We start from the raw sequence: 26,563 nt of genomic DNA on the forward strand, positions 1-26,563 counted from the left end.
GTCAGGTCGGTCGCGTCTGGGCGCGGTGTTGCTGGTTCACCAGCCAGATGCCTGACAGGATGATCAGCCCCGCCCCCAGCAGAAGTTCCGGGCCCGCCACTTCGCCGAACAGATGGTGACCCAGAATGACCATCCAGATGAACTGGATGTTGGCCAGTTGCAGCACGACATGCGCGGGCAGCATGCGCAGGATCGTGACGATGAGCCAACGGGTCGCGATGATGAAACCGGTATAGGCGGCCAGCATGGCCAGATGCAGCGGTTGCATCGGTTGCCAGACCAGCGGCAGCAACACCAGCCCAAGCGCGGCACAGGCCAGTTGGGCATAGAACACCTGCGCAAAGGAATGGGTGCCCCGCGCGCTGATCCGGCGCGACAGGACCAGCGAGGCGGATCCGGTCATGCTGGCCCCCAACCCCACCAGATAACCCGTCGTCGCGCCATGCGGCACACCGGGCAGAATGATGATCATTCCGGCAATGCCACAGCCAAGCGCAATCCAGGCGGCCTGCAGGATACGCTCTTTCAGCAGCACCCACGAAAGCAACGCCCCAAAGATCGGCATCAGGGCGATAAACGGAAAGACAGCCGCAAAATCAAGCATCTGCAAGGCATAAAAGAACCCCAGCGTGCTGATTGCCCCCAGACAGGACCGGATCAGCACAAGGCCTGGCACCGGGCTGCGCAACACCTTGTCGCCCTGCCCTGCACCGGTCAGCACCAGACCGAAGGCCACGGCCAGCAGCCCCGACAGCGCCATCAGCTGCGGGGCGGCATAGGTGGTGACCAGATCCTTGGCCAGTGCATCCGCACTGACGGAAATCAACGTATTGATCAGCGTGAGACCGGTGCCCAGAAGCGCCGCGCGCGGGATCAGGCCGGGCTGTGCCAAACCAGGGGTCATCCCGCCACCCGGTTTCGGGCTGCAGGCGCGGGGCCGGCTTCACGCGCAAAGACCGCAAAGAAGGTCTCGAACCCCGGCGATCCGGCGGCACCTGCATCTGCAACCCGCATCGCGGTTTCAGAGACCCGTCCCTGACAGGCGGCGCGCATCCGTGCCCAGTCCGCCCGCCGCCCCTCCCCCATGTTCTGCAAGGCCTGCGCCCATTCGCGCATGGGTGAAATCGGGGAACGGTTCAACGAAAAGCGCATCGGACCTGCCGGAAAGGTTTCGCAAAAAGCGGTATCTCCAATAGTGATCAACAACCACTGATTGACAAGAAAATTATGATAGGCATCGGCGGAATCCCGGCATTCCTCGGGCAGGATGCGGAATTCTGCCCGTTCGGCCAGCACCATCGCCAGCCAGAGCGGCGGCAACGGTTCGTTGCAATAGGCCAGCGCAATCAGGACTTCGGCCAGCAGATCGCCATTCTGTTCCAGATGCGCAAGACAGCCCAGATGCAGCAGCGACTCGCGCGCTTTGGCGGGCAGTTCCATCGGGCGTCGGCCATAGCCGGTCAGATAGAAGATCGCATGCAGCAGATCATAGGCCGCGCGCGGATTGGGCAGTGCAAAGGTGGCAGGCCGGGACATGAACTGCAGCAGCCGCGCCTCCAGGCCCGGCTGGTCCACCTCGACCCCGGCCAGCGCCAGAAGATGACGCGTTTCGGCGCGTTGCAGATCATTGACCTCGCTGTCGATCCAGCCCTGTGCGGCAATCCATTCCGCCAGCCGGCGGCCCTTGTCGCCTGGAAAGCCCAAGGTCTCCAACGACAGGGTCAGGCCAAGCAACATGCGGTAGTATTGCGGATGAAAGGCGATCTGCTCTTCCACACCCTCATGGAAGGGCTGATAGACGGCCAGCTGCAAATCGGGCAATCGCCGCCCGGTAGCGGCCAGAATGCCCAGAAGTTCGGCGTTCTCCTTCAACCAGAACGCATCCCCGGGGCGGCGGCGATGATGGGCGAAGGCGGCAAGCAAGGCGCCCAGCCCACCATCCGGGCGGGCAGAGCGACGCGCAAAGCTGAGCACATTGGTCATCGGATATTCCTGCAGATGGTCCCGGCCCGGCCTTGCCAGCAAGCCCCCCTTCCGCGCCGGGCAAAGGGCGATGAAGGGGGGTCTGTCAGTCAGATCAGTTGGAGCAGGGCATAAGCGCGGCAGCGGCGCCATCCAGCATCACCGACCCCTCGATGTTCGAGCAGGGCATCAGATCGGCGGCCATCCCGGTTTCGATGTTGGAACAGGGCATCAGCGCCACAGCACCGCCCGCCAGCATGTCGGACCCTTCGATATTCGAGCAGGGCATCAGGTCGGCCGAGAAGCCGCCAAACATATCTGCGGTTGTGGCGACGGTGGTTTCGGTAACGGCTTTACGAAGTGCGCTCATGGTTCTGTCCCCCTTGCGAGCAGTTTCAATGCCCTCAGGTTCACGCCAGATCGCGTTGATTTCAAATGAAATTACACCCACAGGTTGTTAGATGATTTCCCAACAACACGTTTCGCGTGTAACCCGCGCAAGTTGTTGAGACATTGTCACTCACGTCAACTTATCCACCCCTGAACCGGTCTGGCTTATCCCCAGATTCCCGCTGACGGAGAGTGATTCGCACGAGTTAACAAATTGTTAACGATGCCTGGTCGCCAGACCCATTGATGTTGCGGAAGCGGCCTGATTCATCTTTGGCAAATCGTCTGCTGTCTTCGGCGTCTCACAGGTTCCGGTCGGAAACCGATCCGCAAAGACGGCCCTGGGTGCACCTGAGGCCAGCCAATATCCAGGCACCTGGATGCGCGGCCATGCGATGGCGAGAGGAACGTTCAGTGCACAAAGCATGACAGGTGAAACCGATGGTAAACCATCCCGCGAGCGCGGCCCGGGTGTAGGCAAACATTTGGAGATGAATGGAGGCGGGTATCGGAATCGAACCGATCTTCACGGATTTGCAATCCGCTGCGTAACCTCTCCGCCAACCCGCCGGAGCCGATGGATCACTTAGGGGCTTCTGCCGGGGGCGTCAAGCGCATATCGGCAGCAACCCGGCCCGCTTTAGCGCGCCCACCCCGCAGGGCGCAAGCGCGGCAGATTGTGTCGGGCACACGCCTTCCCCTTGCGGCCCTGCGCGATATGTTCCACAAAACCTGTGAAAGAACCGCGCCCCTTTCGGGCGCCCGATGCGATGGCGGACGGAATGCTGGATCAAGTAGTGAAACCCACCGAAGAAATCTCGGTTCGCGAGGTCTTCGGGATCGACACCGACATGAAGGTCAAGGGGTTCGCTGACCGCGCAGACCGCGTGCCTGACATCGACCCGACCTACAAGTTCGACCCGGATACGACGCTGGCGATCCTGGCAGGCTTTGCCTATAACCGCCGCGTGATGATCCAAGGCTATCACGGTACCGGTAAATCCACCCATATCGAACAGGTGGCCGCTCGGCTGAACTGGCCCTGTGTCCGGGTGAACCTTGACAGCCATATCAGCCGGATCGACCTGATAGGAAAAGATGCAATCAAGCTGGAAGACGGCAAACAGGTGACGCGCTTCCACGAAGGCATCCTGCCTTGGGCACTGCGCAACCCGGTCGCCATCGTGTTTGATGAATATGATGCCGGGCGCGCCGATGTGATGTTCGTCATCCAGCGCGTGCTGGAACATGACGGCAAGCTGACCCTGCTGGATCAGAACGAAGTGATCACGCCGCACCCGTCGTTCCGGCTGTTCGCGACCGCCAACACCGTGGGTCTGGGCGATACGACCGGGCTCTATCACGGCGTCCAGCAGATCAACCAGGCCCAGATGGACCGCTGGAGCCTGGTGGCCACATTGAACTACCTGTCGCATGACGCCGAAACCACGATCGTGCTGGCCAAGAACGCCTTCTTCAATACCGACAAGGGCCGCAAGACAATCAGCCAGATGGTGACCGTGGCCGATCTGACCCGGACCGCCTTCATGAATGGTGATCTGTCCACCGTCATGTCGCCCCGCACAGTGCTGAACTGGGCCGAAAATGCCCGCATCTTCGGCAATGTGGGCTATGCGTTCCGGCTGTCCTTCCTGAACAAATGCGATGAACTGGAACGTCAGACCGTGGCCGAATTCTATCAGCGCTGCTTTGGCGAGGAACTGCCCGAAAGCGCCGCCTCGATGGCGATGAAGTGAACCGTCGCAGGGGGGCGCTCGCGCCCCCCTCGGCCTGCGGCCTCACCCCCCTGAGGATATTTAGGAACAGATGAAAGCCGCGCATCCGGGGGTCGATTCATCTGTTCCCAAATATCCTCGGGGGGTTCGGGGGGCAGACAGCCCCCCGTCTTTGAGGCAACACCACACCCGGAGCGTGCGCGCGAGATGACCAAACCCACCGACAACCCCGCCGATCCGTTCAAGAAGGCCTTGGCCGAAGCCACCAAGACCATGGCCGATGATCCGGACATGACTGTGACCTATTCCGTCGATCCGGCAGGGCTGACCAAGGATGGCATGCGCCTGCCGCAGGTCAGCCGCCGGATGACGCGCGACGAGGTGATGCTGGCGCGTGGCACGGCCGATGCCCTTGCGTTGCGCCGCCGTCACCATGACGAGGTGGTTTCAGCCCGCTATGCTCCGACCGGCAATCTTGCGCGGGAAATCTACGAGGCGATGGAAACCGCCCGCGCCGAGGCGCTTGGGGCCCGCGCCATGCCGGGCACTGCCGTGAACATTGCCCACAAGCTGGGGGTCGAGGCCGAGCGCAAGGGCTATGGCCAGATCACTGCGGCGTCCGAGGCGCCGCTGCCGGTAGCTGCGGGCTATCTAGTGCGGCATCTGGCGACCGGTGTTCCGCTACCCCGTGCGGCCGAAAATGTGATGAACCTCTGGCGCGGCTTCATCGAAGACCAGGCTGGTGGCACCCTGGATGGCATGGGCGACGCGCTGGCCGATCAGGCGGCCTTTGCCCGGCTGGCGCGCAAGGTGATTTCGGATCTCGGCTATGGCGATCAGCTGGGCGATGACCCGGATCAGGAGGATCTGGACGACCAGGCCGACGATCAGGCCGAGCAGGACGAAGACAGCCAGGACAGCGCGGGCGAAGACCAGTCGCAAGAAGATGAGGCCGAGGCCACGCCCGAACGCAGCCAGGAGGAACAGCAGGATCAGTCGCAGGCGCAGGTCACGATGGAAGACAGCGCCGATATGGAACAGGGCGACGAGACGGAGTTGCCCGAGGGCGAAGCCCCGCTCGACCCGCCGCCCCCGCCGCCCTATTCCGACGCCGATCCGAATTACACGGTTTACACCACCGGCTTTGACGAAGAGATCCGCGCCGAGGATCTGGCCGAACCGGCCGAGCTGGAGCGGTTGCGCGCCTATCTTGATCAGCAGCTTGAACCGCTGAAGGGGGCCGTCAGCCGTCTGGCGAACAAGTTGCAGCGCCGCCTGCAGGCCCAGCAGAACCGCAGTTGGCTGTTCGATCTGGAAGAGGGTACACTGGATGCCGGGCGGCTGGCGCGTGTGGTGGCCAATCCGACAACGCCGCTGTCCTTCAAGCAGGAAAAGGACACCGAATTCCGCGATACCTGTGTGACGCTTCTGCTGGACAATTCCGGGTCGATGCGCGGGCGCCCCATCAGCATTGCCGCGATCTGTGCCGATGTTCTGGCGCGCACGCTGGAACGCTGCAGTGTGAAGGTGGAAATCCTGGGCTTCACCACCCGGGCCTGGAAGGGCGGGCAGAGCCGCGAGAAATGGCTGGCCTCGGGCCGTCCGCAGCAGCCCGGACGGCTGAACGATCTGCGCCACATCATCTATAAATCCGCCGATGCCCCCTGGCGGCGCGCGCGGCCCAATCTGGGCCTGATGATGAAAGAGGGGCTGTTGAAGGAAAACATCGATGGCGAGGCGCTGGAATGGGCGCATCGCCGGATGATGGCCCGCAAGGAGGCCCGGCGCATCCTGATGGTGATTTCCGACGGTGCCCCGGTCGATGACAGCACCTTGTCGGTGAACGCGGCCAGCTTTCTGGAAAAGCACCTGCGCGACGTGATCGCGCTGATCGAACGCCGCCGCGCGGTGGAACTGATCGCCATCGGTATCGGCCATGATGTGACGCGCTATTACCAGCGCGCGGTGACGATCACCGATGTCGAACAGCTTGCCGGGGCCATGACCGAACAATTGGCCAGCCTGTTTGAAAGCGATCCGCGCAAACGGGCGCGCGGGGTCGTGAAAAAGGCGGGGTAACCTGCCGCCTGCCGGGGATCTGGTCCGCCTGCATGGGCGTTTCGCCTCTGGTGCCTTCTGGCGGTCTCGCCTAGCCTGCGGCCAAAGATTCCGCATGCGAGGACCGATGTTCCAGACCTTCACCACCACCGCCCGCCCCGAACTTGGCCCGCCCCGTCTGGCCGCGCTGCGGGCGCAGCTTGCGGGCGCGGGACTGGCGGGGTTTCTGGTACCGCGCGCCGATGCCCATCAGGGCGAATATGTCGCCGCACGGGATGAACGTCTGGCCTGGCTGACCGGATTTACCGGGTCTGCCGGTTTCGCCATCGTGTTGCCGGATGTGGCGGGTGTGTTCGTCGATGGGCGCTATCGGCTGCAGGTGCGCGATCAGGTGGACCTTGACGCCTTCACCCCGGTGGATTGGCCCGAGGTCAAACCCGGCGACTGGCTGCGCCAACACCTGACCGGGGGCGAGATCGGCTTTGATCCCTGGCTGCATACCGGTGACGAAATCGCCCGTCTGGAAGAGGCGCTGGCAGGCAGCGGCATCGGGCTGCGCCCGGTGTCGAACATGATTGACGCGATCTGGCCCGACCAGCCTGCCCCCCCTTTGGGCCGGGCCTTCGCCCATCCTGACGCTCTGGCCGGCGAAAGCAGCGCGGCCAAACGCGCCCGGCTGGCGGAGGATCTGCGCCGCGCTGGCCAGCGCGCGTCGGTGATCACCCTGCCCGACAGCCTGTGCTGGCTGCTCAATATCCGCGGGGCCGATGTGCCGCGCAACCCGGTGCTGCATGGCTTTGCCGTGCTGTTCGACGACGGGCGCGTCACGCTCTATGCCGATCCGGGCAAGTTCGATGCGGAGACCCGCAGCCACCTGGGCGATCATGTCACGCTGCGCCCCGAAACCGCCCTTGTCCCCGGGCTGCACAGCCTGCAGGGGCCGGTGCGGATCGACCGCAGCACAGCGCCCTTGGCCGTGCGGATGGAACTGGATGACGCCGGGGTTGACTGGGTCTGGGGCGATGATCCCTGCCGCCTGCCCAAGGCCTGCAAGACCGGGGCCGAGATTGCCGCCACACGGGCGGCGCATCTGCGCGACGGGGCGGCCATGGTGCGGTTTCTGCACTGGCTCGACGGGGCGGCGCCACAGGGCGGGTTGACCGAAATCGACGTGGTGACCGCGCTGGAAGGCTTTCGTCGGGCGACCAATGCGCTGCACGATCTCAGCTTTGATACGATCTGCGGGGCCGGGCCGAATGGCGCGATCATGCATTACCGGGTGACCGAAGGCACCAACCGGGCCATTGAACGCGACATGCTGCTTCTGGTGGACAGTGGCGCGCAGTATCAGGATGGCACGACCGATATCACCCGCACGATGGCCATAGGCGATCCGGGTGACGAGGCGGCGGACTGCTATACCCGCGTCTTGCAGGGGCTGATTGCCATCAGTCGGGCGCGCTTTCCCAAGGGCTTGGCCGGGCGCGATCTGGACCCGCTGGCGCGGGCACCGCTCTGGCTGGCCGGGCAGGATTATGACCATGGCACCGGGCACGGCGTGGGGGCTTTCCTTTCCGTGCATGAAGGGCCGCAGCGCCTGTCGCGGCTGGGCGAAGTGGCCCTGGCCCCCGGCATGATCCTGTCGAACGAGCCGGGGTATTACCGGCCCGGCGCCTTTGGCATCCGGCTGGAAAACCTGATCGTGGTGCAGGAGGCCCCGCCCCTGGGCGATATGCGCGCGCAATATGCCTTTGAAACCCTGACCTTCGTGCCCTTCGACCGTCGTCTGGTGACCCTTGCGATGCTGGCCCCGGGCGAACGCGACTGGTTGAACAGCTATCATGCCGAGGTGCTGGCAAAGATCGGACCGCTGGTCGAAGGCGCGGTGCTGGCCTGGCTGCAGGCGGCCTGCGCGCCGCTGTAATCCGCCCATTTCCGGCAGGACAGCCCGGCCAAGGGCTTGAAACCCCGGCCTTCATGGGCAAATTGGGGGCAGGACGGGCCGCGCAGGGTGGCCCCGGCTGCAAACGGGGTATGCCATGGCCTTGCCGGTGCGCGATCAGGTGAAATACTGGGGCTTCGCCAGCGCCGTGCTGGTGGCGGTGCTGTGGTTTCTGGGGGATGTGATCCTGCCCTTCATCGTGGGCGGCGCGGTTGCCTATTTCATGGACCCGGTTGCCGACCGGCTGGAGCGCGCCGGGCTAAGCCGGGCGGCGGCCACGGGCACCATATCGGTGCTGGCCCTGCTGACCACGGTACTGCTGATCCTTGCGGTGCTGCCCTTGCTGTTCAACCAGCTTACCTCGCTCATCAATGACGCGCCGGAAATCTTTCGCCGTCTGCAGACCTTCATGGTGGAACGCTTTCCCGACCTGTCGAACGAAACCTCCACCATGCGGCAGACACTGGAGAATATCGGCCGCCTGATCCAGTCGAAGGGGGGCGAACTGGCCCAGAGCCTGATCGGCTCGGCCATGGGGGTGCTGAACGCGATCCTGTTCATCGTGGTGGTGCCGGTCGTGGCCTTTTACATGCTGCTGGACTGGGATCACATGGTGGCGCGGATCGACGCGATCCTGCCGCGCGACCATGCGCCGGTCATTCGGCGGCTGGCCGGCGAAATCGACAAGGTGCTGGCGGCCTTTGTCCGCGGGCAGATTTCGGTCTGCATCGTGCTGGGCACCTTCTATGCCGTGGCGCTGATACTGGCCGGGCTGAATTACGGGCTGATCGTCGGGGCGATTGCCGGGGCAATCACCTTCATTCCCTATGTCGGGGCATTGATCGGCGGCGGGCTGGCCATCGGTTTGGCGCTGTTCCAGTTCTGGGGGGATTGGGTGTCGATCGGCATTGTCGCAGGCATTTTCGCGCTTGGGCAATTTCTGGAAGGTAATGTGATCACCCCCCGTCTGGTGGGCAATTCGGTCGGGCTGCATCCGGTCTGGCTGCTGTTTGCCCTGTCGGCCTTCGGGTCGCTGTTCGGCTTTGTCGGGATGCTGGTTGCCGTCCCGGTGGCGGCAGCCATCGGGGTGCTGGTCCGCTTTGCGCTGGAAAGCTATCAGCAAAGCCGACTTTACACCGGTCTGCACGGCCTGAACCGCGATACCGACCCCGAGGATCCGCCGGTGTGATGGCCCAGCTTGCCTTTGACCTGCCAGCCCGCGCTGCCCTGCGGCGCGAGGATTTCTTTGTGTCGCCCGCCAATGCCGCCGCGCTGGCAGTGCTGGAGGCCGGGCACTGGCCGCTGAACAAGCTGGTGCTGGTTGGCCCCCCCGGATCAGGCAAGACCCATCTGGCGCATATCTGGGCCGCCCGCAGCGGGGCGGCACTGATGCAGGCCGGATCGCTGGGTCAGGCCGATATCGCGGCGCGGGCCCATACCCCTGTCGCGCTGGAGGATGCGGATTCCGTCGCAGGCGATGCGCGGGCGGAAACGGCCCTGTTTCACCTGCACAACCTGCTGGCGGAACGCGGCCTGCCGCTGTTGCTGACGGCCACCACCCCGCCGCGCGATTGGGGGCTGCGGCTGCCCGACCTGCTCAGCCGGATGCAAGGCACCAGCCTCACGCGGATCGACCCGCCAGATGACGCGCTGCTGTCTGCGGTGCTGGTCAAGCAATTTGCCGACCGGCAGCTTTTGGTGCCGCCCACGCTGATCGGCTGGCTGCTGGGGCGGATGGATCGCAGCCTTGCCAGCGCGCGCGATCTGGTGGCCCGGCTGGATGCCGCCGCGCTGGCACGCGGGGGGCCGGTCACCCGCGCCTTGGCTGCCGAGGTGCTGGACAGTCTGTGATCGCGGGCCGATACTGGGGCATCGCCGTATCGAACAAACAGAAAAAGACCGCATGACACAGGCTGACTTTCTCAAAGCCCCTTTCGCCCCCCCGTCCGACATGCCCAATGTCGGCCCCGCCGACCCGCAACGGTTCTTCAACCGTGAACTGAGTTGGCTGGCCTTCAACTGGCGCGTGCTGGATGAAGCGGCAAATCCTGCGGTGCCCTTGCTGGAACGACTGCGCTTCCTGTCGATTTCGGCCACCAATCTGGATGAATTCTATACGGTGCGGGTGGCAGGCATCCGGGCGCTGGTGCGCAATGGCAGCCCTGCCCCGTCTGAAGATGGCCGCACGCCGCTGGAACAGCTTGAACTGATCCATGACGATGCGCGGCGTCTGATGAAGATGCAGCAGATCACCTACAAGAAGCTCAGGCGCGAGATGGAGGCGCAGGGGATCGAAATCCTGACCCGGTCAAAGCTGACGGCGCGCGACCAGAAACATCTGGAAGACCATTTCCTGCACAAGGTCTTTCCGGTTCTGTCGCCGCTCGCCATCGACCCGGCGCATCCCTTCCCCTTCATCCCCAATACCGGGTTCTGTCTGGCGCTGGAGCTGGAGCGCGAGGCCGATCACCGCACGCTGAAGGCGCTGCTGCCGATCCCGCAGCAGGTGGCGCGGTTCATAACCCTGCCCGGCAAGGCCGGCGAACATCGCTGCCTGCCGCTGGAAGACCTGTTGCTTCTGCATCTCGACATGCTGTTCCCGGGCTATGTGGACCGGGGGCATTGTGCCTTCCGCGTGCTGCGCGACAGCGATCTGGAAGTGGAGGACGAGGCCGAAGATCTGGTGCGCAGCTTTGAAACCGCGCTGAAGCGGCGGCGGCGCGGCGAGGTGATCCGGCTGAAGATCAGCGCCGGTGCCCCGCCCGGGCTGAAGGCGCTGATCATGGAAGAGCTGCACGTCACACCCGATGAGGTGGTCGAGGTGCGCGGCCTGCTGGGTGTGGCCGATCTGAAGGAACTGGTGCTGAATTCGCGCCCCGATCTGCTTTGGCCGCCCTTCACCCCGCGCGTGCCGGAACGGGTGCAGGACCATGATGGCGACATGTTCGCGGCGATCCGCCAGAAGGATATGCTGCTGCATCACCCCTATGAAACCTTCGATCTGGTGATCCGCTTTCTGGAACAGGCCGCGCGCGATCCCAATGTGGTGGCGATCAAGCAGACACTGTATCGCACCTCATGGGACAGCCCGATCGTTTCGGCCCTGTGCGAGGCGGCGGAATCGGGCAAATCGGTCACTGCGCTGGTCGAACTGAAGGCCCGCTTCGACGAGGCGGCGAATATCCGGCAGTCGCGGCGGCTGGAACGCGCGGGGGCGCATGTGGTGTACGGCTTCATGCACCTGAAAACCCACGCGAAAATCAGCACCGTGGTGCGCCGCGAAGGCGACAGCCTGGTGACCTATACCCATTATGGCACCGGAAATTACCACCCGATCACCGCGCGCATCTATACGGATCTGTCCTTCTTTACCTGCGACCCCGCGCTTGGCCGCGATGCGACCAAGGTGTTCAACTATCTGTCGGGCTATGCCCAGCCACAGGGGTTGGAAAACCTGGCCATTGCGCCCATCAGCCTGAAATCGCGGCTGCTCGATCTGATCCGGGCCGAGGCGGATCATGCCAAGGCCGGGCGTCCGGCGGAAATCTGGATCAAGCTGAACAGCCTGATCGAACCCGAGGTGATCGACGCACTTTATGCCGCAAGCCAATGCGGGGTGAAGATCAGCCTCGTGGTGCGGGGGATTTGCGGATTGCGACCGGGAATCAAAGGCTTGTCCGAGAATATTCGCGTGAAATCCGTGGTCGGGCGGTTTCTGGAACACAGTCGCATCGTCTGTTTCGGCAATGGTCATGGCCTGCCGTCGAAACAGGCGCGGGTCTTCCTGTCTTCGGCCGATTGGATGGGCCGCAACCTGAACCGGCGGGTGGAAACCCTGATCGAGGCGCATAATCCCACGGTGAAAAACCAGATCATGGGCCAGATCATGGCCGCCAATCTGGCGGATGAGGCGCAAAGCTGGGTATTGCATGCCGATGGGCATTACAGCCGTGAACTGGCACCTGCCGATGGCAAACTGTTCAATTGTCATCGTTTCTTCATGGAAAACCCGTCCCTGTCCGGGCGGGGCACGGCAGGCGCCAAGGATGTGCCGCGTCTGGCCCGGCCCCGCGACGAAACGCCCGGCTGACGGGACTGCCAAACCTTGACCCTTGCCGCCGCAGCGCGGCATGGTCGCCGCGAGATATCAGGAAGAAGACCCAATGGCCGAATCCAGCCTTTCCGACACCCATGCCGATGAAGGCGGTCTGTTTGGCCGTCCCCTGTTCGAAGACCCTTCCGCCCGTGCGCTCAGCAGGGTGGGGGTGGTGGATGTCGGGTCGAACTCGGTCCGCATGGTGGTGTTTGATGGCGCGGCCCGCAGCCCTGCTTATTTCTACAATGAAAAGGTGATGGCCGGTCTGGGCAAGGGGCTGGCCGAAACGGGCCGGCTGAACCCTGAAGGCGCGAAGCGCGCGCTGATGGCGTTGAAGCGCTTTGCCCTGCTGGCCGAAGGGATGAAGATTTTCCCCTTCACCGTCGTGGCCACTGCCGCCGTGCGCGAAGCCGAAGATGGCCCGGCCTTCCGCGAACAGGTGCTGCGCGAAACCGGGCTGCATTTGCATGTGATCGATGGCGACGAAGAGGCCCGGCTGTCTGCGCAAGGCGTGCTGCTGGGCTGGCCCGATGCCAAGGGCGTAGTCTGCGATATCGGCGGCAATTCGATGGAACTGGCCCGGATCGGCGATGGCAAGGTCGGTCGCCGCGCCACCTCGCCGCTGGGTCCGTTCCGGCTGCAGCAGGTGGAAGGTGGGCCGAAAAAGCGGCGCGACCATATCCGCCGCATCCTGCGCAACCTGCAAGGCATGCTCGACAGCAGCGGCGAGCGCATCTATCTGGTCGGCGGCAGCTGGCGGGTCATCGCGCGGCTGGACATGGAACGGCGCAACTATCCGCTGACCGTGCTGCACGAATATCGCATGACCCCGAAATCGGTGATGGATACGCTGGATTGGCTGGCCGCATCCGACCTCACGCTGCTGCGTGCCCGCACGGGCACTTCGGCGGAACGGATGGAACTGGTGCCGCTGGCCTGCGAAGTGCTGCGCGAAGTGGTGGACATCTTCAAACCCTCGGAAATCGACGTATCCTCTTATGGCATCCGTGAAGGGATGCTGTTCGAACAGATGCCCGAAAAACTGCGCGCCCGCGATCCGCTGATCGAGGCCGCCCGCATGGCCGAAGCGACACAGGCCCGCATCCCCGGTTTTGGCAAGAAGCTGTACAATTTCATCCAGCCGCTGTTCAAATCGGCCCCGCCCGAACGTCAGCGCCTGATCAAGGCGGCCTGCCTGCTGCACGATACCTCGTGGCGGGCCCATCCCGATTACCGTGCCGAAGCCTGTTTCGACAATGCGACCCGCGCCAATCTGGGCGGGCTGGATCATCCGGGCCGTGTTTTCCTGGGGCTTGCGCTGCTGCACCGCTACAAGAACAGCCGCAGCGGCAGCCGGATGGAGCCGATTTTCCGCCTGTTGACGGAAGACGAAATTCAAGAGGCCGAAGTGCTGGGCAAGGCCATGCGCTTTGGCGCGATGTTTTCGATCGATCACCCGGAAGAGGCCGGAGTTCTGCATTGGCAGCCCAAGAAACGGGTGCTGGAGCTGCAATTGACCGAACGCGGCATCGGCCTGATGGGCGAAGTGGCGCAGGCCCGCTTCAATGCGCTGGTGCTGGCCATGCGGGCCACCCCGGCCATCACCATGGCGCGCTAGGTCCGGGGCGCGGTGATGCTGGTGTTCGACCATCTGGCGCTGGCGGCGGAAAGCCTGGCCGAAGGCGTGGCCCATGTCGAAGCGGCGCTTGGCGTGTCGCTGGCGGGGGGCGGTGACCATGCGGTGATGGGCACCCATAACCGGTTGCTGGGACTGGGCGATCTGTATTTCGAGGTGATCGCGATCAACCCCGCCGCCCCTGCTCCGGCCCATCCGCGCTGGTTCGATCTGGATCGGTTTTCAGGCCGCCCACGCCTGACCAACTGGATCTGCCGCTGCGCCGATCTGGAGGCCGAAATCACGCCAAGCCCTGCGGGCATTGGCCAGCCGCTCGCCTTTGCGCGCGGCGATTTCCGTTGGCGCATGGCCGTGCCGGACAACGGGGTTCTGCCTTTTGACAACGCCTTTCCCGCGCTGATCGAATGGCAGGGCGCTGCGCACCCGGCACAGCACCTGCCCGAATGCGGCGTTCGGCTTTCGGTGCTGGAAATCGCCCATCCCGAGGCCGCAGCCCTGCGCATGGCGCTGCAGGGACGGCTGAGCGATCCGCGCGTGGTGGTGACCGAGGGAGCGCCAGCCTTTCAGGCCCGGTTCGAAACCCCGGGCGGGATGCGCTGGTTGATCTGAACCTGCTCTGCCAGCGTATTCCCTCCATCTGCAAGAAATCTTGACCTGACAACTTGGTTTTTGGCGATTATCCTGTGCCCATGTCGATCTGGACCCGCATCTTCGAGGCGATCACGGCGCTTGTGCAGGGCGAAAGCCTTGCCACGGTGTTTGATCGCCTGCGCAATCCCCCCGAATCCTGCCCGGAACGCACGGTGGCCTTTACCATTGCGGTGATCGCGCTTGGCGCGAAGATGGCCAAGGCCGATGGCGAGGTGACGCGCAACGAAGTGTCGGCCTTCCGTCAGGTCTTTCATGTGCCGCCCGAGGAAGAGGCCCATGCCGCCCGCGTCTTCAATCTGGCGCGGCAGGATGTGGCGGGCTTCGATGCCTATGCCCGCAAGATCCGCGCCATGTTTCAGGGTGACGCGGCAGTGTTGCAGGATCTGCTGGAAGGGCTGTTCCATATATCGGTGGCCGACGGGCATTATCACCCGCGTGAAGATGCCTTCCTGACCGAAGTGGCCGAAATATTCGGGATTTCCGATGCCTGTTTCCGTGCCATTCGCGCCCGCCATGTGCCCGATGCGCCGAAAAGCCCACATGATGTGCTGGGCATCCGGCCCGATGCGACGGTGGAAGAGGCCCGCAGTGCCTGGAAGGCGCTTGTGCGCGAAAACCACCCTGACCGGCTGGTTGCGCGCGGCGTTCCGCCCGAGGCCGTGGAACTGGCGCAGGATCGTCTGGTCGCCGTCAACGCCGCCTGGGAGGAAATCGCCGCCCGTGAGGCGGCATGACCGTGCGCCCGCTGCGCATTGCCTGCTGGAATGTCGAATGGTTCAACGCCCTGTTCGATGATACCGGGCAACCGCTGGAAGATGGCGAACCGGCACAGCGCCATGGCGTGACCCGCGCCCAACAGCTTGATGCGATTGCCATTGTGATGCTGGCGCTGGATGCAGACGGGATCATGGTGATCGAGGCCCCCGATACCAACGGGCATCGCCATTCGGTCACCGCGCTGGAACGCTTTGCCGCGCGACATGGGCTGCGCACCCGCCGCGCGGTGACCGGGTTCCGGTCGGAAACCGAACAGGAAATCAGCTTTCTGTTTGATCCGGACCGGCTGACCGCCCGGCACGATCCGCAGGGGCAGCCGCAATTTGATGGCACATGGCGGCATGATCTGAACGGCGACGGCATCCCGGAACCCATCCGTCCGTCAAAACCGCCGCTGGAGCTTGCGCTGCAGACGCGCGGACAAACCCTGCGGCTGATCGGCGTGCATGTGAAATCCAAGGCCCCGCATGGCGCGCGCACTGCGGCAGAGGCCACGCGGATCGCCATTGAAAACCGCCGCAAGCAACTGGCCGAATGTCTGTGGCTGCGCGAAAGGGTCGATCTGCACCTGACCAGGGGCGATGATCTGATTGTGCTGGGCGATTTCAACGATGGCCCTGGCCTTGATGAATACGAGGCCCTGTTCGGCCATTCCGGCATCGAGGTGGTGATGGGGCTGGGCTGCGGTGCGGCCTGCCCACCCGATCGCGCCCTGTTCGACCCCCATGCCGAAATGGCGCTGAAAAGCCGGTTGCAGCCCACCACCGCGCGGTTTTGGAACCCCGAAGGGCAACGCTACTTCGAGGCATTGCTGGATTTCATCATGGTATCGCCCGGGCTGCGCGCACGCGCCCCATACTGGCGCATCTGGCATCCGCTGAACGATCCGAAATGCTGGGCCATACCCGAATTGCGCGATGCCTTGTTGACCGCCTCGGATCATTTTCCGGTGACATTGGATTTGCCTCTTTGAACCGCGCGCAGCCTTGCCTATCTTGGGGGCATGATACGTTGGTGTGCTCCTTTACTTCTTGTCATCACGCTCGGCCCTGCCGCAGCGCAGGAAACGTCTGAACCTGCGCCACAAGAGGAAGAAGGCTTCAGCCTGATGCAGCGCGGGGCAGAGCTTTTGTTGCGCGGCTTGATGGAAGACGTTGAACCGCATCTGCGCGAGATGGAACAGGGCCTGAAAGAGATGGAGCCCGCCTTGCGCGAAATGCTGGCGCTGATCGACGACCTGCGCAATTACGAGATGCCGGAAAAGCTGCCCAATGGCGATATCATCATGCGCCGCAAACCGGACCTGCCGGCCCCGCCGAAATCTGGCGAAATAGACCTCTGACATGCGGCATCGGCCCCTGAGGGCCGACACCTTCCGGTAAGGGGGCCAGATGGCCCCCTTACCTGTGTCAGCCCCGCGCCTCGCGGATCAGTTTCAGGATATCGCGCGCCGCATTCGGGATATTGGTGCCGGGGCCAAAGATCGCCTTCACCCCGTTGCGATAGAGGAAGTCGTAATCCTGCTGCGGGATCACCCCGCCACAGATCACCAGAATATCCCCGGCCCCGGCAGCCTGCAGCGCCTGAACCAGCTTGGGCGCCAGGGTCTTGTGCCCCGCCGCCTGGCTGGAAATGCCGATCACATGCACATCATTGTCGATGGCATCCTGCGCGGCTTCCTCCGGCGTCTGGAACAGCGGCCCCACATCCACGTCAAAGCCGATATCGGCAAAGGCGGTGGCGATCACCTTGGCGCCACGGTCGTGCCCGTCCTGCCCCATCTTCACCACCAGCATGCGCGGGCGGCGGCCCTCGGCCTCGGCAAAGGCCTCCACATCCTGCTGGATCTGCGCAAAGCCGTCATCGCCCTCATAGGCGGCGCCGTAAACCCCAGCCAATGTCTTCACCTCCGCCCGGTGACGCCCGAAAACCTTCTCCATCGCGTCGCTGATCTCGCCCACCGAGGCCCGCGCGCGTGAGGCCTCCACGGCGGCCTCCAGCAGATTACCACCCTCGGCCGCGCGGCGCGTGACTTCGGCCAAGGCCGCCTGACAGGCCGCCTCATCGCGGGTGGCGCGCATGGTGTTCAGCCGGGCGATCTGGCTTTCGCGCACCGCCACATTGTCGATATCCAGAATGTCGATCGGGTCTTCCTTGGCGAGGCGGTATTTGTTCACCCCGACAATCACCTCCTCGCCCCGGTCGATCATCGCCTGCCGCCGCGCCGCCGATTCCTCGATGCGCAGCTTCGGCATGCCCGAGGCCACGGCCTTGGTCATGCCGCCCATGGCCTCGACCTCCTCGATCAGCGCCCAGGCCTTTTCGGCCAGTTCCGCCGTCAGGCTTTCCACGTAGTAAGACCCCGCCAGCGGATCGACCACCTTGGTCACCCCGGTTTCCTCTTGCAGGATCAACTGGGTGTTGCGCGCGATCCGGGCCGAGAATTCGGTGGGGAGCGCAATCGCCTCGTCCAGCGCATTGGTATGCAGCGATTGCGTGCCGCCAAGCGCCGCCGCCATCGCCTCATAGGCGGTGCGCACCACGTTGTTATAGGGGTCTTGCTCTTGCAAGGACACGCCCGAGGTCTGGCAATGGGTGCGCAGCATCAGGCTGCCGGGCTTCTTCGGGGCAAACTCGCTCATGATGCGGTGCCACAGCAGACGTGCCGCCCGCAGCTTCGCCGCCTCCATGAAGAAATTCATCCCGATGGCAAAGAAGAACGACAAGCGCCCGGCAAACTCATCCACATTCATGCCGCGGGCAATCGCCGCGCGCACATATTCGCGCCCATCGGCCAGCGTATAGGCCAGCTCCTGCACCAGATTGGCTCCCGCCTCTTGCATGTGATAGCCGGAGATCGAGATGGAGTTGAACTTGGGCATCTCCTTGGCGGTATACTCGATGATATCCGCGATGATCCGCATCGAGGGTTCGGGCGGATAGACATAGGTGTTACGCACCATGAACTCTTTCAGAATGTCATTCTGAATGGTGCCCGACAGCTCGGCGCGCGGCACGCCCTGTTCTTCGCCGGTGACGATGAAGTTGGCCAGAATCGGGATCACCGCACCATTCATCGTCATGGAAACGCTGATCTTTTCCAGCGGGATACCATCGAACAGGATCTTCATGTCCTCGACCGAGTCGATGGCCACGCCCGCCTTGCCCACATCGCCCACCACGCGCGGATGGTCGCTGTCATAGCCGCGATGCGTCGCCAGATCGAAGGCCACCGAAACCCCCTGCTGCCCGGCGGCCAGCGCCTTGCGGTAAAAGGCGTTCGAGGCCTCGGCAGTGGAAAACCCCGCATATTGCCGGATCGTCCAGGGGCGCCCCGCATACATCGTGGCACGCACGCCGCGGGTGAAGGGGCCAATGCCCGGCAGGCTGCCCATATGGGGCAGGTTTGCCGTGTCTTCTGCGGTGTAAAGCGGCTTGACCGGAATGCCTTCCAGCGTGTTCCAGATCAGGCTGTCGGGGCTTTTGCCCTTCAGCTCTTTTTCGGCAAGCTTGCGCCAGGTTTCAATGGGGTCGGTCATGGCTCTCGTCCTTCGTCAGGTCTGGCAGGGAGGGGGCCGGGTGGGCATCCGGCAGCGAAAGGGGGCGCGCATCCGGCGCGCGGCAAAATGGCCCGTCCATCAGGCCGGTTATTCCAGAAAATCCTCGACCGTCGGGATGCGCCCGAAGGCAATCTTGGCGCCGGTATAGGGCACATGATGCGGCGGCAGCAGGCCATAGCGCACGGTATCCTGCCCGAAACGCTGGTTCAGCCGATCCACCACGGCGCAAAGCGCGCGGCGATCCTGTATGGGCGCGAACAGGTCGGGCACCACCTCGGCATCCGGCACCAGCCCGCCCAGCGTGACCGAAACCGCCAGCGCCCGATGCGGCGGCAAGGCCTGCCAATAGCGCGCCAGCACCTCGAGCAGAAAGAACGTGTCCTGCGTAGCGCGAATTTCGCCTCCATGGCCGATATGCCCCGCCACGGCGCATTTCACCCCCAGATGCAGGCTGCTGGCATGAAAGCCCTCGCGCCGCAGCCGGGCCGCAGCCTTGACCAGCAGACGCCGCGCCACCAGACGCGCGCCCTCGGGTGTCTTGTTCCCGGCGGTCAGCACCTGACCATGGCCGATCATGCTGCGCTGCGTCTCGGGCCAGACCACGGTTTCGCCGCGCAATTCGCGCAGGAACCGCTCGCCCGCCACATTGCCCCAGATCGCCCGCGCGCGCTTGGGGTCCAGATGATAAAGCGTCACCACATCCGGCACGCCCGCCGCTTCCAGCCGCGCCCGCATCCGCCCGGAAATCCCCGGCAAACCATCCAGCCCCAGATGCGCAATCGCCTCGGGCAGCACATGCGGCAAGAGCCAGCGCAAGCCCCCCGGCTTCTTCAACCCTGCCGCGATCTTGGCCAGCAGCCGCGTCGGCGCCAGCCCAACCGAACATTGCAGCGCCGGGCTCACCCGCTCCAGCACCGCCCGCTGCAAATCCCGCCCGATCTGCAAGGCCCGCTCCAGCTCTTGCTGCGATCCGGTCAGCAGGCAGGAACATTCGTCGATCGAAAACACCCGATGCACCGGCAATACGGTTTCCACCGCCGCCAGAATGGCATGGTGATAGCGCACGCAGACATCGTGCTTCACCGGACGGAACACGATACCGGGGCAAAGCCTGCGCGCCTCCTCCTGCCGCGTGCCCATGCCCACGCCCCGGCGCTTGGCGTCGTAACTCGCCGCGATACAGGCCGCGCCCGGCGCATCTGTCGTCAAGACGCCTACCGGGCGCCCCATCAGCGCCGGTTCCTCGGCCTGCGCGACCGAGGCGTAAAAGCTGTTCATGTCGAAAAACAGGGTGGAAACGCGCAGCGTCATGGCCAGACTCGGGTTGGGCATCCGCCCCCATTTTAGAACAAAATGGGAACAAAAAGCCAGCCCAAAGCCCGTATGCCACGCCGCTGCGCGCCACCTTATTCGAACTCCATGATGATATCGTCCACCTTCAGGCTGGCGCCCGCGCTGGCATTGATCTTCTTAACCACGCCCTTGCGTTCGGCCTTGAGGATGTTTTCCATCTTCATGGCCTCCACCGTGGCCAAGGCCTGGCCTTCCTGCACTTCCTGGCCCTCCTCGACGCTGATCTTCACCACCAGCCCCGGCATCGGGCACAGCAGGAAGCGCGAGGTGTCGGGCGGCAGTTTTTCCGGCATCAACAGCGCCAGCTCATGCTGGCGCGGGCTGCGCACATGCACCTTGAGGTCCGCGCCCCGCACCCGGATGCGGAAGCCCATCGGCACCTTGCCCACCTTCATCACCAGCGGGCTGCCATCGACATCCACCCGCGCCAGCTGATCGCCCGGCGTCCAGTCGCTGCTGACGCGCAGCGCCTGCCCATCGGCAAAGGTGACGGTCGAGCCTGCCTTGTCGGCGGCGATGGTCACCGGATAGGCCTGCCCTTGCAGGCTCACCACCCAGTCATCGCCCACCCGGCGCTCGTGATTGTCCATGGTGCCGGAAATCTTGGTGCGGCGGATCTCGGCCACCCGGTTCATCGCCGCCGTCGCCGCCACCACGCGGCGCAGCATGGCGTCTTCCAGCGTAACGCCCTGGAACCCCTCGGGATATTCCTCGGCGATGAAGGCCGTGGTGATATTGCCGCTGGCAAAGCGCGGGTGATCCATCACCGCCGAGCAGAACGGCAGGTTATGCCCGATCCCCTCCACCTCGAACGTGTCCAGCGCCAGCCGCATCTCCTCGATCGCGGCCTCGCGCGTCGGGCCCCAGCTGCACAGCTTGGCGATCATCGGGTCGTAATACATGCTGATCTCGCCGCCCTCAAAGACGCCGGTATCATTGCGCACGATGCCGCCGCGCGCGGTCGGCCCTTCCACCGGCGGGCGGTAGCGGGTCAAGCGGCCAATCGAGGGCAGGAAGTTGCGATACGGGTCTTCGGCATAAAGGCGGCTTTCCATCGCCCAGCCGTTGATCTTCAGGTCTTCCTGTTTGAAGGGCAGCGGCTCGCCATTCGCCACGCGGATCATCTGCTCCACCAGATCGACCCCGGTGATCAACTCCGTCACCGGATGCTCCACCTGAAGCCGGGTGTTCATTTCCAGGAAATAGAAGTTCCGGCTGCCATCCACGATGAATTCCACCGTGCCTGCCGACGTGTAGCCCACCGCCTTGGCCAGCGCGACCGCCTGTTCGCCCATGGCCTTGCGCGTCGCCTCGTCCAGGAAGGGGCTGGGGGCCTCCTCGATCACCTTCTGGTTCCGGCGCTGGATCGAACATTCGCGCTCGTGCAGATAGACCGCATTGCCATGCTTGTCGGCCAGAACCTGAATTTCAATATGGCGCGGCTGGGTCACGAATTTCTCGATGAAAATCCGGTCATCGCCAAAGCTGTTGGCGGCCTCGTTCTTCGAGGATTCAAAGCCCTCGCGCGCCTCCTGGTCATTCCAGGCGATCCGCATGCCCTTGCCACCGCCCCCGGCGCTGGCCTTGATCATCACCGGATAGCCGATCTGACCCGAGATTTTCACCGCCTCCTCGGCATCCGCGATCAGGCCCATATAGCCCGGCACGGTGTTCACACCGGCCTCCATCGCGATCTTCTTGGAGGTGATCTTGTCCCCCATCGCCTCGATGGCGGGGCTCGGCGGGCCGACAAACACCACGCCCTCGGCCTCCAAGGCGGCGGCGAAGTTCATGTTTTCGCTCAGAAACCCATAGCCCGGATGCACGGCCTGCGCGCCCGTGGCGCGGATCGCCTCCATGATCTTGTCGATCACGATATAGGATTGGTTCGCGGGCGGCGGCCCGATGTGATAGGCCTCATCGGCCATTTTCACATGCAGCGCGTTGCGGTCGGCATCCGAATAGACGGCGACCGTCTTGATACCCATTTTCCGGGCGGTCTTGATCACACGGCAAGCAATCTCGCCCCGGTTGGCGATCAGGATTTTCTTGAACATCCGGCTTCCTTCCCTCAACGGCATGCGGGCCTGCATGCGCAGCTCAAAACGAAAGGCCAGCCGGGGTGTGCCCCCGGCTGGCCTTGGTGACAGGTTCGGCCGCCGCAACGGCGGCAGTCAGATCAATAGCAGGGTGGCAGGCCCGGCACGCCGCAAGACGCGCCACCGGCAAGAGCGCCAAGGGCCGCACCCGCGACCATGTTTTCATCGGTGGCATCGGCGATGGCCGCGCCGACAAGGGCGCCCGCAACGGCACGCCCGCTCTGGGTTTGCAGCGGGTTGGCCGGTTGTGGCTGATAGCCATAGCCCTGGGCGGGCTGGCCATAGCCGCCATTATAGGCCGGCTGCGAAGGCACGCAGCCTGCTGTGACAAGGGTAAGCGCGCCCAAAAGGGCGATGGGGAAAAGACGCATGCTCGGCCTCCGTTACAGGATGTTATGGATAGCAATTCTACCGGATTGGCGATCCGGCGAAAGCACCATTCCATCATGGTTCCGGCATGGGCAAAGCCTTGCCGATGCGAGCCGACAAGCCTGGCCGAGATGGCCCCGGCAGAAAGGCGCCCGGGCCGGGAAGGACCGGGCGCAAAGTCAGGGGAAGGGTCACACTCGCCAGCCCGAGGGGCCAGCAAGACAGGAACGCGCAAGGGGTTACGCGCCATGATCCCAAGATGGGGCAGCCCCCCGCCCGGCGCAACGGCCTGCCCCGCCACCCCAAGGGGTTGCGCGGATTCTTGCCAAAATTCCGGGGGGTTGCGCGACATCATGCTCAGTCCTCGTCGCCCCAGTCATCCTCGTCCATCGGAACGGGGGGGGCGTCGGCGGCAAAGACTTCGGGAAAGCTGGCCTGCGCCCGCTTGACGTCGATGCGCAGCAGCGCCTCGTAGGAACAGGGATCGAAGGGGTCTTCGGCTGGCACGACCTCGCGCCCGAACAGCCAGCTCAGCCGCCCGGCATCCAGATTGCCACGTTCAAACGGTTCTTCACCGAAATGCGCCCAAAGCGCGGCCATGAAGGCCGTATCGGCGGCACGGTCCACATGCTTGCGGTCCTTGAACCGCTCGCGGCGGATGATCTTCGCAGGGCCATCCTTGTGATTGGCGCGGCGAATGACGAACTGGAAATCGGTGCCGGTCAACCGGCCGGGGAAGCCACGATGCTTCAGCATGCGCCACCTCCGATCATCGGGGTGGCAGCAAGGGCAGCGGGCCGCGCCTGTGCGGCCCGCCGCGAGATTGGATCAGTACTTGGTGGTCGGCGCGTCGGTGGTGATCGGCGCGGGCTCGTCCACATAGACGACTTCATCCTGCTTGGCGCCACCGCAGGCAGCCAGGAAAGCCATCGTGCCAAGTGCAAGAACGATACGCATGCTGTTCGACATCCTCTTCTCCAGTTTTCTTGGGGGGTCGCGGACGCACAGGCAGTGCCAACCGGCCCCCGATACGAGGTCTGAAACGCTTGGGAACGCTTCCCGGAAACAATAGCCGGTTTCACCTGCGATTGACACAGATCGCCGCGCAAAGCCGCAACCTGTGACTGCGCTACATCAGAGGAGCGGGACAGACGGCCAGGAATTACAACATATTGTGGGTGCATCAGAACATCTCCCAGATGCAGGCGCCGTTTTCGATGCGGTAGGCCTCGAAGAACTGGGTGATCTCGGGCGCGGTTTCGCCAAAGGGCAGCGGTTGATCGGACAGCGAGATGATGATCTGCGTCGGTTGCGGGCCGAATTCGGCAATGCGCGGCAAGGCGAAATCCTCGCACAGCGCCAGCATGTCGGCGCTGGCGGTTTCAAAATCCACCTCGCCCCTGTCGCGCGCGATCTGCGGTGCAACGAAGCGGAAGCGCAGCGCAAGCCCCTGGGTGCCGGCTTCGTTCCAGATCACATCCTGCAAGGTCACCACCTGCCCGGATGGCACCGCGATCGTTTCGGCATTGCCCACCAGCACCACCTGACCATCGACAGGGGCAGCAAGCATGGTTTCACCTGTCATGCCTGCCCCCTTTGCGCAGCAGAACCCGCCGGGCCTTGGGGGGCGCGGGCAGATCGGTCAGCGTGCCAAAGGCCGCAAGCTTGGCCGCCTGTTCCTCTGCCGCGGCCTGCCGCAGATCGAAGATCGCCGCCCCGCCGGGGGCAAGCGCCTGATCCAGAAAGGGTAGATACAGATCGACCGGATAATGGAACCCGCAAGACAGGAAGCTGACCGCCAGATCCACCGGCCCCGCTGTTTCGGGGGCCTGTTCGCGGGGGTTCAGCGTCACGATGCGCTTCTTGGCAATCTTGTTCTTTTCCAGCAGCTTGCGCGCCACGGCCAAGCTGGAATAAGCGGCCCCTTCTTCGGCAAATCCGAAATGGCGGCGTTCATTGCTTTCCAGATCGATCAGCAGCAGGTCACATTTCAGCGCCTTGGCGGCAAACAGATCGAACAGCGCATAGCCGCAGCCAATATCGGCAATCCGCTTGGGGGCCAGCTCGCGCAGCACCGGCTCCAGCGCGCGGAATTCGGCCCGAATGACGCCCGCTGCACGACGGGCAATGGCTTCGCCCATCTCGTCGATCACGCCGTCGATCGGGCCCTGATCGCCCGCATTCCATGCCTTGATCACCCGGCCCGATTTGGGCCGGTCGAACATGACCTCTGACCTTTGCAGGATCAGATTGCGCAGGTCGTCACGGTTCAGGGCCGAAAGGTCCAGCGCTGCAATAGCACTGCTCCCGGCCTCTGCCGCGATGTCGATGTCAAGCCGCATGGTTGCCCCCTTGGTTGCGGTAACGCGTTACAGGGGGATGTTATCGTGTTTCTTCCAGGGGTTTGCCAGCTTCTTGCCACGCAAGCTTGCAAAGGCCCGTGTCACGCGGCGGCGGGTCGATCGGGGCTGGATCACCTCGTCGATAAAGCCGCGTTCCGCCGCCACAAACGGATTTGCGAACCGATCTTCATAATCCTTGGTCCGCGCCGCGATCTTTTCCTTGTCGCCCAGTTCGCTGCGATACAGGATTTCAGTCGCGCCCTTGGCCCCCATCACCGCGATTTCCGCCGTGGGCCAGGCATAGTTGAAATCGCCGCGCAGGTGTTTCGACGCCATCACGTCATAGGCGCCGCCATAGGCCTTGCGGGTGATCACCGTCACCTTCGGCACCGTCGCCTCGCCATAGGCGAACAGCAGTTTCGCGCCATGCTTGATGACGCCGCCATATTCCTGGCTCGTCCCCGGCAGGAAGCCCGGCACATCGACCAGCGTCAGGATCGGAATTTCAAAGGCATCGCAAAAGCGCACGAACCGCGCGGCCTTGCGCGAGCTGTCAATGTCCAGACAGCCCGCCAGCACCATCGGCTGATTGGCCACCACGCCCACAGTCTGGCCTTCCATGCGGATGAAGCCGGTGATGATATTCCCCGCATAATCCTTCTGAATCTCGTAGAAATCGCCCTCATCCGCGATTTTCAGGATCAGCTCCTTCATGTCATAGGGCTGGTTCGGATTGTCGGGGATCAGCGTATCCAGGCTGTCCTCCACGCGGCCCGGATCGTCAAAGAAGGGGCGAACGGGTGCCTTGTCGCGGTTGTTCAGCGGCAGGAAATCGACCAGACGCCGCACCTCGGCCAGCGCCTCCACATCGTTTTCAAAGGCACCATCGGCCACCGAGGATTTCTTGGTATGGGTGCTTGCGCCGCCCAGTTCCTCGGCGGTCACCACCTCATTCGTCACCGTCTTCACCACATCCGGGCCGGTCACGAACATATAGGAGGTGTCTTTCACCATGAAGATGAAGTCGGTCATCGCCGGGCTATAGACCGCCCCGCCCGCGCAGGGCCCCATGATGACGCTGATCTGCGGCACCACGCCGCTGGCCATGATGTTGCGCTGGAACACCTCGGCATAGCCCGCAAGGCTCGCCACGCCTTCCTGAATCCGCGCACCGCCAGAATCGTTCAACCCGATCACCGGCGCGCCATTCTGCATCGCCATATCCATGATCTTGCAGATCTTTTGCGCATGGGTTTCCGACAGCGAGCCGCCGAACACCGTGAAATCCTGGCTGAACACATAGACCTGACGGCCATTGATCGTGCCCCAGCCCGTCACCACGCCGTCGCCCGCCGGACGGTCTTGCTCCATGCCGAAATCGGTGCAGCGATGGCGCACGAACATGTCGAATTCTTCGAAAGACCCTTCGTCCAGCAGCAGCTCGATCCGTTCGCGGGCGGTCAGCTTGCCTTTGGCATGCTGGGCCTCCACCCGGCGCGCACCGCCACCGGCGCGGGCCACGGCGCGGCGGTCTTCAAGCTCTTGCAGGATGTCTTTCATGGCGGTCCTCTCCCCCTGAATCGGGCCCTTGA

At 63.8% G+C, this 26,563-nt stretch carries 23 protein-coding genes and 1 tRNA gene; 11 read left to right on the forward strand and 13 right to left on the reverse strand.

Going from position 1 to position 26,563, the window contains the following annotated elements:
- Position 1 precedes the first annotated feature (1 nt).
- The 4 genes from V6590_RS02705 to V6590_RS02720 all read right to left on the reverse strand — a co-directional run bounded on the left by V6590_RS02705 (position 2) and on the right by V6590_RS02720 (position 2,922).
- Positions 2-904, reverse strand: a complete 903-nt coding sequence (locus V6590_RS02705; RefSeq protein ID WP_335419129.1) for a DMT family transporter — start codon at positions 902-904, stop codon at positions 2-4.
- Complete coding sequence (locus tag V6590_RS02710; RefSeq protein ID WP_335419130.1) at positions 901-1,983, reverse strand: DUF6902 family protein; 1,083 nt, start codon at positions 1,981-1,983, stop codon at positions 901-903. Before V6590_RS02710 ends, V6590_RS02705 begins: the two co-directional genes overlap by 4 nt.
- Before the next feature lie 94 nt (positions 1,984-2,077).
- Positions 2,078-2,332, reverse strand: coding sequence for a hypothetical protein (locus tag V6590_RS02715; protein ID WP_335419133.1), 255 nt, complete (start codon positions 2,330-2,332; stop codon positions 2,078-2,080).
- A gap of 516 nt (positions 2,333-2,848) precedes the next feature.
- Positions 2,849-2,922, reverse strand: a tRNA-Cys gene (locus V6590_RS02720).
- A gap of 200 nt (positions 2,923-3,122) precedes the next feature.
- On the opposite strand from V6590_RS02720, the gene cobS reads away from it, so the two are divergent.
- The 11 genes from cobS to V6590_RS02775 all read left to right on the forward strand — a co-directional run bounded on the left by cobS (position 3,123) and on the right by V6590_RS02775 (position 16,590).
- Positions 3,123-4,109, forward strand: a complete 987-nt coding sequence (gene cobS, locus V6590_RS02725; protein ID WP_335419381.1) for a cobaltochelatase subunit CobS — start codon at positions 3,123-3,125, stop codon at positions 4,107-4,109.
- Positions 4,110-4,295: 186 nt separating this feature from the next.
- Positions 4,296-6,167 (forward strand): cobaltochelatase subunit CobT, encoded by a 1,872-nt coding sequence (cobT, locus tag V6590_RS02730; protein WP_335419135.1) that lies wholly within the window; start codon positions 4,296-4,298, stop codon positions 6,165-6,167.
- 106 nt (positions 6,168-6,273) lie between these two features.
- Positions 6,274-8,070, forward strand: a complete 1,797-nt coding sequence (locus V6590_RS02735) for an aminopeptidase P family protein (RefSeq protein ID WP_335419138.1) — start codon at positions 6,274-6,276, stop codon at positions 8,068-8,070.
- Positions 8,071-8,185: 115 nt separating this feature from the next.
- Positions 8,186-9,277, forward strand: coding sequence for an AI-2E family transporter (locus tag V6590_RS02740; RefSeq protein WP_335419141.1), 1,092 nt, complete (start codon positions 8,186-8,188; stop codon positions 9,275-9,277).
- A complete protein-coding gene (locus V6590_RS02745) occupies positions 9,274-9,939 on the forward strand; it encodes a P-loop NTPase family protein (RefSeq protein ID WP_335419144.1) in 666 nt (221 codons plus the stop codon). Before V6590_RS02740 ends, V6590_RS02745 begins: the two co-directional genes overlap by 4 nt.
- A gap of 52 nt (positions 9,940-9,991) precedes the next feature.
- Complete coding sequence (locus V6590_RS02750; protein WP_335419148.1) at positions 9,992-12,178, forward strand: RNA degradosome polyphosphate kinase; 2,187 nt, start codon at positions 9,992-9,994, stop codon at positions 12,176-12,178.
- Between the two features lie 73 nt (positions 12,179-12,251).
- The gene (locus V6590_RS02755; protein WP_335419383.1) at positions 12,252-13,802 is read left to right on the forward strand and encodes a Ppx/GppA family phosphatase; all 1,551 of its coding nucleotides are present in this window, start codon (positions 12,252-12,254) and stop codon (positions 13,800-13,802) included.
- Positions 13,803-13,817: 15 nt separating this feature from the next.
- On the forward strand, positions 13,818-14,429 hold the full coding sequence (locus V6590_RS02760; protein WP_335419151.1) for a VOC family protein: 612 nt from the start codon (positions 13,818-13,820) through the stop codon (positions 14,427-14,429).
- Between the two features lie 80 nt (positions 14,430-14,509).
- Positions 14,510-15,205 carry a TerB family tellurite resistance protein gene (locus V6590_RS02765; protein ID WP_335419154.1) on the forward strand — a complete coding sequence of 232 codons (696 nt, stop codon included), beginning with the start codon at positions 14,510-14,512 and terminating at the stop codon, positions 15,203-15,205.
- Complete coding sequence (locus V6590_RS02770; RefSeq protein ID WP_335419157.1) at positions 15,202-16,221, forward strand: endonuclease/exonuclease/phosphatase family protein; 1,020 nt, start codon at positions 15,202-15,204, stop codon at positions 16,219-16,221. Before V6590_RS02765 ends, V6590_RS02770 begins: the two co-directional genes overlap by 4 nt.
- A 135-nt stretch (positions 16,222-16,356) precedes the next feature.
- Entirely contained in the window at positions 16,357-16,590 is a 234-nt protein-coding gene (locus tag V6590_RS02775; RefSeq protein WP_335419159.1) for a hypothetical protein, read from the forward strand.
- A gap of 67 nt (positions 16,591-16,657) precedes the next feature.
- On the opposite strand, the gene scpA is transcribed toward V6590_RS02775, so the two are convergent.
- From scpA to V6590_RS02820, 9 genes are all read right to left on the reverse strand, one after another.
- Positions 16,658-18,787, reverse strand: a complete 2,130-nt coding sequence (gene scpA / locus V6590_RS02780) for a methylmalonyl-CoA mutase (protein ID WP_335419162.1) — start codon at positions 18,785-18,787, stop codon at positions 16,658-16,660.
- Positions 18,788-18,895: 108 nt separating this feature from the next.
- Positions 18,896-20,140, reverse strand: a complete 1,245-nt coding sequence (locus V6590_RS02785) for a Y-family DNA polymerase (RefSeq protein WP_335419165.1) — start codon at positions 20,138-20,140, stop codon at positions 18,896-18,898.
- A 74-nt stretch (positions 20,141-20,214) separates the two neighbouring features.
- Positions 20,215-22,218 carry an acetyl-CoA carboxylase biotin carboxylase subunit gene (locus V6590_RS02790; protein WP_335419168.1) on the reverse strand — a complete coding sequence of 668 codons (2,004 nt, stop codon included), beginning with the start codon at positions 22,216-22,218 and terminating at the stop codon, positions 20,215-20,217.
- Between the two features lie 122 nt (positions 22,219-22,340).
- Positions 22,341-22,631, reverse strand: a complete 291-nt coding sequence (locus V6590_RS02795) for a hypothetical protein (RefSeq protein WP_335419171.1) — start codon at positions 22,629-22,631, stop codon at positions 22,341-22,343.
- 355 nt (positions 22,632-22,986) lie between these two features.
- On the reverse strand, positions 22,987-23,385 hold the full coding sequence (locus tag V6590_RS02800; RefSeq protein ID WP_335419174.1) for a hypothetical protein: 399 nt from the start codon (positions 23,383-23,385) through the stop codon (positions 22,987-22,989).
- Between the two features lie 72 nt (positions 23,386-23,457).
- On the reverse strand, positions 23,458-23,586 hold the full coding sequence (locus V6590_RS02805) for a hypothetical protein (protein WP_335419177.1): 129 nt from the start codon (positions 23,584-23,586) through the stop codon (positions 23,458-23,460).
- Positions 23,587-23,812: 226 nt separating this feature from the next.
- On the reverse strand, positions 23,813-24,214 hold the full coding sequence (locus V6590_RS02810; protein WP_335419182.1) for a DUF6497 family protein: 402 nt from the start codon (positions 24,212-24,214) through the stop codon (positions 23,813-23,815).
- Positions 24,204-24,971: a class I SAM-dependent methyltransferase gene (locus V6590_RS02815; RefSeq protein WP_335419185.1), complete on the reverse strand. Its 768-nt coding sequence runs from the start codon at positions 24,969-24,971 to the stop codon at positions 24,204-24,206. Before V6590_RS02815 ends, V6590_RS02810 begins: the two co-directional genes overlap by 11 nt.
- 27 nt (positions 24,972-24,998) lie before the next feature.
- A complete protein-coding gene (locus tag V6590_RS02820) occupies positions 24,999-26,531 on the reverse strand; it encodes an acyl-CoA carboxylase subunit beta (protein ID WP_335419187.1) in 1,533 nt (510 codons plus the stop codon).
- Between the last annotated feature and the right edge of the window lie 32 nt (positions 26,532-26,563).

Origin of the sequence: Gemmobacter denitrificans (genome assembly GCF_036964905.1) — a bacterium.
In the GTDB taxonomy this organism is placed as follows: Bacteria; Pseudomonadota; Alphaproteobacteria; order Rhodobacterales; family Rhodobacteraceae; genus Gemmobacter; species Gemmobacter denitrificans.